The organism is Rhizobacter sp. P2_H2, assembly GCF_056403375.1.
In genome coordinates this window covers 1-2990 of record NZ_JBFUFP010000688.1, presented here as the reverse complement: position 1 = coordinate 2990, position 2990 = coordinate 1, and the positions used below count along the sequence as shown (strand labels likewise).

The following is a 2990-nucleotide window of genomic DNA, read 5'->3' as shown; positions in this document are numbered from 1 at the left end:
ACGTTCAGGTAGGGCAGGGCGTCGGTCTTGGCGGGCGCGCCGAGCACCTGCGTCTGCGCGCGCGTCGCACCGACACCGACGTCGCCGCTCAGGCCGGGCTCGGCGGAATGAGCCGGCCCTGCCGCGGTGAGCATGAGCGGCAGCGCGAGCAAGGGCGGGGCCAACCAGCGCGCCATCCGTCCGCCGAACAACAGCTCGTAGAGCACCGGCACCAGGCCGAGCGTGACCAGCGTGCCCAATGCGAGGCCGCCGATGATGGTGACCGCCATGCCCGACCACAGCGGCCCGCCGAACAGCAGCAGCGRCACCAGGCCGGCGACGCAGGTCAGCTTGGTCATCACGATCGGCCGCAGCCGCTGCACCGCCGAGGCCACCACCGCCTCGCGCAGCGGGCGGCCGGCATGCAGCTCGGCCTCGATGCGCTCGAGCAGCAGCACCGCGTTGTTGACGATGATGCCTGCCAGCGACAGCAGGCCGAAGTTGGCCATGAAGCCCAGCGGCTCGCCGGCGAGCTTCAACGCGGGTGCCACGCCGATGAGCGCGAACGGGATGATGGCCAGGATCAGCGCCAGCTTGCGGAACGAGCCGAACTGCCAGACGAAGAGGATCAGCATCGCCACCACGGCGTGCGGCAGGTAGTCGCCGAGCGCGGTGTTGGCCTCGGCCGCGTCCTCGATCTCGGCGCCCAGCTCGATGCGGTAGCCCGGCGGCAGCGCCAGCGCCGCCACCGTCGGCGCGAGGCGGTCCACCACCTGCTGCGCGGTCTGTGTCTCACTGCGGCCCTGCACGGTCAGCGTGCGCGAGAGGTCGCGGCGGCGGATGACCGAAGGCTCGGAGCCGACCGTGAGCGTGGCCACCGCCGACAGCGGCACCGGCGCGCCACCGGAGGCGGGGTAGATCAGGCTGTTCGCCAGGTCCTCGGGCCGCCGGCGCTCGGCCTCGGAGCCGCGCACGACCAGCGGCACCAGCGTGTCGCCGTCGCGCAGCGACGAGACGGCCAGGCCGCTGAAACGCGCGCCCAGCGAGGTGGCCACGTCTTCGCTGGTGATGCCCAGGCGCCGTGCCTTGCGCTGGTCGATCTGCACGTCCAGGCGCGGCACGCGGCCGTCCCAGTCGTCGAGCACGCCGACCACGCCGGGCACGCCGCGCAGCGCGGCCTGCAGCTGCCCGCCCAGGCGGCGCAGCTCGCGCTCGTCCGGGCCGGCGATGCGGTAGGCCACGGTGCCGGAATCGCTGGAGCCGAGCGAGAAGCGCTTCACATCGACCCGCAGCTCCGGATGCGCCTGCGCCAGCCAGGCGCGGGTGCGCTCGATCATCGGGTCGAGCGCGTCCTTGCCGTTCACGCCCACGGTGAAGTAGCCGATGTGCGAGGCCGGCAGCGGCGGGTTCAGGCCGAGGATGATGCGCGGCCCGCCATCGGCCACGTAGCCGATGCTGGTCGTCACCTCCGGATTGATGTTCTTGTCCGCCAGCCAGCGGCTGACCGATTGCACGGTGGAGAGGGTGGCGCGCGAGTCGCTGCCGGGCTGCAATTCGAGGGCGATCTGGTACTGCGGCCGGTCGGAAGGCGGCAGGAAGCCGGCGGGCACGCTCGCCAGCATCAGCATCGCCGCCGTGAACATCACGCCCATCGCGACCAGGAACATCGCCTTGTGGTCGAGCACCTTGCCGATGACATGCCGGTAGCCGCGGTAGAAGCGCGACTCGGGGTTCGATTCGGCCGGCCCCGCGGGGTGGGACGGCTTCAGGAAGTGATAGCACAGCAGCGGCGTCACCGTCAGGCAGAACAGCCACGAGCCCAGCAGCGCCAGCGCGAGCACGATCACCAGCGGGCGCAGGTACTCGTTGATCGAGGTGTGGCCGAAGAAGAACGGCGAGAACGCGAAGATGATCACCAGCGACGAGGTGAGCAGCGGGATGGCCAGCGTTCGGCCCGCATCGATGCAGGCCTGGCGACGGTCCTCGCCGGCCGCCAGGCGCCGTTCGATGTCTTCGGCGATCACGATGCCGTTGTCCACCAGCAGGCCGAGCGCGATGATGATGGCCGCCATCGAGACGTTGTGCAGCTCGATCGACAGCATCTGCATCGCGACCAGCGTGCCCAGGATGGTCAGCGGCACGATGCTGCCGACCACGAGGCCGGCGCGCCAGCCCAGGAACAGCACGACGACCGCCATCACGATGACGATGGTCTCGCCCATCACGCGGTTCATCTTGCCCATCTCGCGCTCGACCACGTCGGCCTGGAAGGTCACGTACTCGAGCGTGAAGCCGGCCGGCAGCAACTGCTGCAGTTCGGCGACGCGCGCCTTCAGCGCCTGGCCGAAGGCCTGCACGTTCCGGCCGGCGCGCATCGAGACCCCCAGCACCACGGCCGGCTCGCCCTGGTAGACCGCGGCCGATTCCGGCGGATCGGCCGGCAGCACGCGGATGCTGGCGATGTCCGACAGGCGCACGCTCGAGTCGTTGCGGCCGCTGCGTTCGGGCACGCTCAGCACGACGTTGCGCAGCGCCTCCAGCGAGGTGATCTCGCCCGAGGCCACCAGTGCGGCGTTCAGGCCGCCCAGCACCGCCTGGCCACCGGAGAGCACGACGTTCTGCTGCTGCAGCTGCTGCAGCACGGCCGGCGCACCCAGGCCCAGGCCCGCGAGGCGCGCGCGGTCGAACTCGATGTAGACGCGCTCGTCCTGCAGGCCGTGGAAGCTGACGCTCTGCACGCCCGGCAGCTCGTACAGCCGGTCGCGCAGTTGCTTGAGCGGCTGGCGCATCTCGCTCATCGAGAAGCCGGGTGCGGTGACGGCGATGGAAGCCACCGCCACGCGGCCGAAGTCGTCGTTGATGTCCGCCGGCAGCGTGCCTTCCGGGAACTGCGGCGACACCTCGGCCACCTTGGCGCGCAGCTTCTGCCAGACCGTGGGCAGGTCGGGCACGCTCTCGTGCACCGTCACCTGCAGGATGACGTTGCCGGTGCGCACCGTGCTGACCACGTG

General features: G+C 70.9%; 1 protein-coding gene. It reads right to left on the bottom strand.

The window, feature by feature from the left end; genetic code table 11:
• A partial coding sequence (locus tag AC1D15_RS24730; RefSeq protein WP_477828056.1) for an efflux RND transporter permease subunit occupies positions 1 to 2990 on the bottom strand: 2990 nt, incomplete at both ends.